Consider the following 7477-nt stretch of genomic DNA (forward strand, 5'->3'; position numbering starts at 1 on the left):
ACGGGAAAAAGTCCAATAACTGTCATAATTTCTGTGAAAGTTTAATAAATTAGTATGTAAAAATTCGACTATAGGGTTATTTGAATGTAATGAAGGTAAATGAATAGTTGAGTATGAAATTATGAGATTGTGTATTCAATTGTTCATTTTAGTTATACGTGTTTAGCCTTCACTTATATCCATGCTCTTAATATAGTAAGAAATTCAATAGGAGGGGACTAGTAGTATGAATAAAAAAATTCTAGGGCAGTTTAGAAAAATGGCTACAAATAAAAAAGGATTAAGTGCTGCTGCAGTAGCAGTGGGAATTATGAGTACAACTCTTATTCCTCAAAATGCCTATGCACATGGGTTTGTTGAAAAGCCAGGTAGCCGTGCAGCTTTATGCAGTCAAAATTATGGAGCGCTGAATTCAAATTGTGGAAATATAATGTATGAACCGCAAAGTTTAGAAGCTCCTAAAGGATTCCCACAGGGTGGACCAGCAGACGGGAAAATTGCTTCAGCAGGAGGCCTGTTTGGTGGGATTCTTGATCAACAAACAGCTGATAGATGGTTTAAGAATACGATTAAAAGCGGAGAAAATATCTTCACTTGGAAATACACAGCTCCTCATTCAACAAGTCAATGGCACTATTACATCACAAAAAAGGGATGGGATCCAAATAAACCTCTAACAAGAGCAGACTTCGAGTTAATTGGTACTGTAAAACACGATGGTTCTAAAGCAACTAATAATTTATCACATAAAATCAATGTACCAACTGATCGTAGTGGGTATCATGTTATTTTAGCTGTTTGGGATGTAGCTGATACTGTAAACGCTTTCTATAATGTGATTGATGTGAATCTAATAAATGATGAAAAACCAGATAAAGAGGCACCAACCCAGCCATCTGAATTAAAAGTAATAAAAGCTACTTCAAATAGTGTAGAACTTAATTGGAAACCTGCAACAGACAATGAAGGGGTGAAAGAATATCAAGTGTTATGTAATGGGGAGTTAATTAATACTGTAGTCGGTACAAGTATAATTGATAAAAAATTAAGCCCAAACACAGAATATACGTATACAGTAAGAGCAGTAGATGCTGCAGGGAATATATCTGAGGAAAGTGAAGCACTAGTTATTAAAATAACAGAGGAAAAACCAGATACAGAAGCACCGACCCAGCCTAAAGGATTACACAGTATGGGAACCACTACGAGTAGTATTGATTTAATGTGGGGTCCATCGGAGGATAATGTAGATGTGAGCCATTATATTGTATACAGAGAAGTTGGAGGGACCATGAAAGAAATAGGGACTGCTAATACAACTTCATTTATGGACAAAGATTTGCAAGCGAATACAGCATATAAGTATGTTGTATCTGCTGTCGATACATCAGGTAATGAATCAATGAAAAGTGATGCCATCACAGTTATAACAAAAGGACAAGAAAACTCTTATGAACAATGGGATGCGCGTAAAGCGTATAAAGCAGGAGATAGAGTAGTTCATGAGAATAAGGTGTATGAGGCAGTTCAGAGTTATCAAGGGAATGGAGATCCAAATTGGATTTTTGCATTGTCATTATGGAAAGAAGTAAACTAATGCTGTAAATAGTGAATCCCTTTAGTGTTTAAATAATGGGACAATTATAAGAGAAGGTATTCCTATTTTTTAACCCTTAATATTGTTTGAATATCAATTTCTGCATCTTCAATACCTATTAATAGGGAACGTAACCTAAAAATAAAACTATTATTCAAAGTACCTAATACGAATTAAAAGATTAGGTACTTTGAATAAATATTTGATAGATAATAAAAACAATAAGATATGAAGCAACCTTATGATTTAATTTGCTAATGTAATTGGCGCTGTGTACATTGTATCAACGTGTCCATCAGCATGTGTTACTTTAATTTTCATGCGATATGTTCCTGATTCAGAAATTGCTCCACCATTGCCAGTCTCAGCATCAAAATCTTCATATACATTTGTTCCAGCTGGTAATAAGGAACCATAGTGAAAATCAGCGTCATAATAATCCCAACCAGTATCGTAGTGTTTTTCAAAAGATGCTGTGTAATGTACATCATATGCATTATCATTTGTTGCTCGTAGAATGATATTTTGTCCCAGTCTATATTTCGTATCTGAAAGTTGAATTGTGAAATTATTTAATGTTTCTTTAGGACCGCAAATGTAACGACAATATTCGCTCGCCCCATCAGCATGAGCTTTCGGTGTTTCCACATTCATTGCTGCTAAACTGCCAAGAGCCAATGTTCCCGCTAATAATACTTTACTAAATGTTTTCATTTGAAATTCCCCCTGAGTATGTTTTTAATTCATTCAACAGATGTCACATCAAGTAGTTTTATAACATTAAGCAAATTGAATGCTCTTTTTTCTTGAGTACATTTGCTACCAATCTTCCATCTTGTAGTAATTCAATCTGTACATAAAATTTCATGGTTTTAAATTCTATATATGTATCTTAATGTACATGGAATAGATTCTTTAATATTTTGATGACACGTTTGGTTTATTTACTTGTATCACCTCGTCATTACCGTTTATTGGTAAAAAGATAATGTCATTATACATAATATTGGAATCTACTGACAAGAGCTAATAATTTTGATCTAGCCATTTACAGGAAAGAAAATTATTAAATTAGGACGGTGTTCAAAACGAAGATAAAAACATTTGAAATGTGTGAGAAACGATTTGCAGAACAATTAGAGCACAAGTACTGTGGGAGTTTATAAGTGCTGTAACAGAAGAGAATATGAAGCAGAAGCAAGAATTAGAGTCTACACCAGGTTTATTAGTAGATCTATTTCAACTTGTAAAAGAAAGAATTCAAATTTAAAAGATGAAAAGGAGTATAACCAAATCTTCTGTAAAGATAGAGGCTAGTATGTTAGATAAATATAGATAATTTATGGAAGCGTATGTAAGATTAATTAATCATAAATTTGTTATTTCTAATTAGTTATAGAGCTTTCATCTGTTCTAAAAGAATTAAATTATTTTGTTCAATCATCTTTGCCACTGTTTCAAAGTAAGCTTCCAAGAACTTTAACCTGCTTCTCTTTAGGAAGCAATTGAATTATGTTTTTCATCTCTTTACACCCTTAAATTGTTGCGAAGATTTGTGTATTCAAGTATACCTAAAGTCGCTAACGAGCGTGTCTAGTCCTAGGATTTCCATGCATACATCCTCTTTCCTCTACTGATAATATGATAGAGGAAAAGAGATTCCTATAGTGATTTGGTAGGGCTTCTATTTTGTTAAATAATATGTAATTTACGAGGCGGAATGTTATTGAGCATGAATGTGATAGGGTTTTAATAGATGCAAAGGGGGGAAACATACTTTTGGAATTCAAGAGAAAACGAAATAGAAAGGGGATTTAAGGAAATTTAAAAGGCCTTGTCATTATAGACAGGGCCTTTCAAAAAGGGACACAATTGACAACTGAAGGTGACTTCATATTACCATTTTTGGTATTTAAATTCCAGGTATCTATGTTGAGAAATAAAATGATTATTTTGTAGATTGTGAGATGGGGGATACTGCTTATCAATTTTTCAGGACGGGAAGGCAAAAGCAGAATTTTTTATTTGCTTTAAACAAAGGATAGGAGAAGTACTTTTGCTTAGCAAAGCGTGTTAAATATAGATCAAATTTATGTGAAAACTGTTTTCAGGATAGGTTTCCTTTTTGCTTTAAGAAGAGAATAAATTTTCTCAATAGGACAAATCGTAATTATCTATAAGTACTATTTATAAGGATAATAAGAAAAATAGAAATTAATAATAAAGGAGAATGCGAAATGAAAACAGTAGTAACTGATAGAGATCTAGCTGAAATCCGCGAAGAAGACGTAGATGTTTTAAAAGTAATGGCACATCCGGTACGATTACAAATTGTAAATGAATTAATGCATCATAAAATGTGTAATGTTACGCAATTAACGGAAATATTAAGACTCCCACAATCTACTGTTTCACAGCATCTTTCAAAATTAAGGGGAACCGTACTTCGTGCAGAAAGAAAGGGATTAGAGATGCATTATTATATAGATAATGTTAAGGCTCGTCAGATTGTTGGAATTTTAGGCTTGTAGGTTAATAAAAAGCAAAAAAGTTTCCTGATATTAAGTAGGGAACTTTATATAAATAATAATTTTATTTTATGAGGATTACTGTGTAAATAAGAAAATATTGTCCATAGAATTTCTGTACCTCTCAAAGGAGTGTAATGAAATAAAATCTACTAATTTGTTTTCAATAGAGCTTATAATTATGTTTATGTTATTAAATATTTTTTTTGGTACCTATATTGATGGAATTTAGCTAATTCATAGGAAGATGTGGAGTAGGTTTATTATTTTCTTTATAAATAATAAACCTACTGTATTAACTGAGTTTTCTTATAAGAATTATAACAAATTATTTTAGTAATAAACAGACTTGAAGTCACTTCCTAATAAATCGTAAAATTTACATGTAAGGTAAAAACAGGAATATTTGGAGGTTGTTATGAAAAGGTTATTAGCAAAATCATTATTAGGTATTTCAGCATTTTCTCTATTAACTACATCATTTTCTATGAGTACGCAAGCAGCGACTCATGAATTAGATAATGTACCGGTTATTAGTGTAGAAACAGTAGAAGATAGTAAAATTGAAGTGGCAGAATTTAATCAAGTAGAACGATTTGTATTCCCATTAGCCATCCCTGTGATTATTTGGGGTGCTAGAGGTGCACAAGTAGTTCATAAGGTATGGAAAGCAGGTAAATTAGTTACAATTGGATCTGCTGTTGGTATTTCTGGAATGAAAGCACAAGATGTCATTGGTAAATATAAAAAAGGTGCTATTAATAAGGAATTTCCAGGCTCAATGAAAAATAAAACTGTGAAGGAGATTGAAGATTTAGCTAAAAAAGGAAATAAAGATGCGAAAAAGGCAAAAAAATTACTAACAGATAAGAGATTTAACAAGGGTGATAATAGAAAATGAGTATAATTACTAAAAGTGATATTTTAAATACAGTAGATTCATTTTTTTCTTATGAAAGACCTACGGATAAATCATCAGTAAAAATTTTAAAGCCAAATGAGAGGTTACTATCTTTAAAGCAACATAGTCAAGAAGATAATATAGATAAAATTTGGTATACCGAGTTTCAAAAATTATACTCTAATAATGCAGTTGTTAATTGGACGGATTTACCTAATAGCCAGTGTTTAGAGTATAAGGTTTTAGCTCACAGTAATCAGAAAATTTTAGATGATGATATTGAGTTAATTAAATTATTAGGTGGAAAAAGAGTGGATTTAAGGATCTTTATTAGTTTACTGGGAAATTATTATTACTGTATGTTAGAGGAAACTAGCTATATTAAAGAAACAGATGAATGGAATTTCAATAATATAAGTGATAGTGGACAATACGTTAAACTTCTAGAAGAGGCTAAAATTTTTATGGATAAAAAAGGGTTTAATTATATCTCTAAAGAGTTATTAAATACTACATTAGAAGGTATAGAAACAGAATATATTTCTTGTAATAAGCTCACTTTATTTAATTGTTTATTCTCTGAATTTGAATCTATAGATTAATAATTAGGATGATAGCTTTCATTCTGATTATTAAGTTATAAGAAACTTTCATTAAACAATATTAATTATTAGATTACTGTCAAATAGATATATAGATTAAAAAACCTTCCCTAATGGAAGGTTTTTTAATGCTAAATTTAAGTGGGATGGGAATAATATGTAAAAACCTGATAGTATAATATGTAATTTTAGGAGAGTAAAAAATACAGGAGAGACCAATTGAGTTATCCATTAAAGGAGATTGCTACATGAATAATTGTAATCAATGTGGGACAGAAATAATTATGCAATTGCAAGATAGATATAGAGAATATTGCCCGAAATGTGAAATGCCTATGCCAAGTAGCTTATTGTATTTGCTCATGAAAAATTGTATATCTTTTGTCCACAATATGAGCTAGATGATTGGGGACAAAAGAAGTCGGTAGACATATATATTAAGACGAATCTGATTGAAAATAAGGATAGGAACAAATACATGATTGTTGTTTCTTTTCATAAAAGGAATAAACCAGTCACTTATCTTTTTAGGTAAAGATAAGTGACTAATGGTTTTAGAATGAGGGAGGATTTTTATGTTGGTTTTATGTGAGTGTTGTCGAGATATGGTGAATTATTCTACAAAAGATGTTCCAAAAATGACAGTCATTAGAGGGAAGCAATATCATTACGTGGGTAAAGAAGCAAAATGCGAAGAGTGTAAATCTGAAATATTTGTTCCTGATATTCATGATTATAATTTAGAACAATTAGATCATGCATATAGGCAACAGGAGCAGTTAGTTACTATCTCTGAAATAAAAGAGGTTTTAGAAAAATATAAGATTGGAAAACGTCCATTGTCTTTACTTTTAGGTTGGGGTGAAGTTACCTTAACAAGGTATGTAAATGGGGATATTCCGACAAAGCAGTACTCGAATATATTGAAAAGATTAAGTAGGGATCAATCTTTTATGCTAGATATTCTGGAAAGAAATAAAGGTTTAATTACGCAAAAAGCATATAGGGTTTCTAAAGAAGCGATTGTAAAGCTGCAGGGAAATGAGAATTTTACTTCTACACAGACTACGAAAATTGAGGCAGTTGCTAATTATTTGCTATATAAAAATGATGATATTACTCCTTTAGCTCTTCAAAAGCTTTTATACTATGCGCAAGGATTTTGTAGGGTGTTTACTGGAACATATTTATTTGAAGATGATTGTGAAGTAGGAAGTCACGGCCCGGTATATCGAGTTATTTTTGATAAATACAAAGGATATCAGTACGACAATCTTGAATTCAATTATGATAGTACAAATCAGTTAACTCAAATAGAAAAGGAACTATTAGACTATGTAGTTAATACTTTAGGCGGTTATAGTGGGAAGAGTTTAGAAAAAATGATTCTATTTAACTTACCATGGGAAGTAGCTGATCTAGAATTAGAAGATAATAATTCTGGTAAACCTATCATGGAAAAAGAGGAGATCGATAATTGTTTTAATACAATGAAACAGGCATATAATTTAGTTACTATTTCTGATATTAAACAATATAGTATAAGGGTATTTGAAAATATAAACAATTAATTGTTGTAATTATATTATTTTTAATATGATTGATATATCGATTTTTTTACTGTTAACCAAACCCCTGTAAAGGTATTAAAAGATAGTAATAATTACAAAGGATAAGGAGTACAGAATATAAACACTTTTAACATGATGTAAATATGCATATTAAATAAAATGTAAAGTAAATTAATACATTATATGGTAAAATGATATATGTGAATACGTCTTATGAAGTAAATTTTATGCTTTGGACCTTTAGCTCAGCTGGTTAGAGCAAACGGCTCATAACCGTT

Annotated in this window: 6 protein-coding genes and 3 pseudogenes; 7 read left to right on the forward strand and 2 right to left on the reverse strand. The window is 31.0% G+C overall.

Going from position 1 to position 7477, the window contains the following annotated elements; translation table 11 throughout:
* The first annotated feature begins 226 nt into the window (after positions 1-226).
* A complete protein-coding gene (locus GFJ36_RS12175) occupies positions 227-1597 on the forward strand; it encodes a lytic polysaccharide monooxygenase (protein WP_097890826.1) in 1371 nt (456 codons plus the stop codon).
* A gap of 246 nt (positions 1598-1843) precedes the next feature.
* Here GFJ36_RS12175 and GFJ36_RS12180 read toward each other — a convergent pair whose 3' ends face one another.
* A complete protein-coding gene (locus GFJ36_RS12180) occupies positions 1844-2311 on the reverse strand; it encodes a hypothetical protein (RefSeq protein WP_098082653.1) in 468 nt (155 codons plus the stop codon).
* Positions 2312-2706: 395 nt separating this feature from the next.
* On the opposite strand from GFJ36_RS12180, the pseudogene GFJ36_RS29560 reads away from it, so the two are divergent.
* Positions 2707-3067, forward strand: a pseudogene (locus GFJ36_RS29560) (hypothetical protein); the annotation flags it as partial.
* Here the strand turns inward: GFJ36_RS29560 and GFJ36_RS29565 are convergent.
* Positions 2991-3209 (reverse strand): annotated as a pseudogene (locus GFJ36_RS29565) (hypothetical protein). The pseudogenes GFJ36_RS29560 and GFJ36_RS29565 overlap by 77 nt on opposite strands.
* A gap of 625 nt (positions 3210-3834) precedes the next feature.
* Here GFJ36_RS29565 and GFJ36_RS12185 point away from each other — a divergent pair.
* The 5 genes and pseudogenes from GFJ36_RS12185 (at position 3835) to GFJ36_RS12200 (ending at position 7199) form a co-directional block, all read left to right on the forward strand.
* A complete protein-coding gene (locus GFJ36_RS12185) occupies positions 3835-4128 on the forward strand; it encodes an ArsR/SmtB family transcription factor (RefSeq protein WP_088610620.1) in 294 nt (97 codons plus the stop codon).
* Between the two features lie 415 nt (positions 4129-4543).
* Positions 4544-5026 (forward strand): hypothetical protein, encoded by a 483-nt coding sequence (locus GFJ36_RS12190; protein ID WP_097890822.1) that lies wholly within the window; start codon positions 4544-4546, stop codon positions 5024-5026.
* The gene (locus GFJ36_RS29570) at positions 5023-5628 is read left to right on the forward strand and encodes a hypothetical protein (RefSeq protein WP_242015977.1); all 606 of its coding nucleotides are present in this window, start codon (positions 5023-5025) and stop codon (positions 5626-5628) included. The genes GFJ36_RS12190 and GFJ36_RS29570 overlap by 4 nt, the downstream gene beginning before the upstream one ends.
* 355 nt (positions 5629-5983) lie before the next feature.
* Positions 5984-6163, forward strand: a pseudogene (locus tag GFJ36_RS30090) (hypothetical protein); the annotation flags it as partial.
* A gap of 40 nt (positions 6164-6203) precedes the next feature.
* On the forward strand, positions 6204-7199 hold the full coding sequence (locus GFJ36_RS12200; protein WP_097890820.1) for a type II toxin-antitoxin system antitoxin SocA domain-containing protein: 996 nt from the start codon (positions 6204-6206) through the stop codon (positions 7197-7199).
* Positions 7200-7477: the final 278 nt, after the last annotated feature.

It is taken from the genome of Bacillus sp. EE-W1, assembly GCF_009760835.1.
GTDB lineage: Bacteria > Bacillota > Bacilli > Bacillales > Bacillaceae_G > Bacillus_A > Bacillus_A wiedmannii.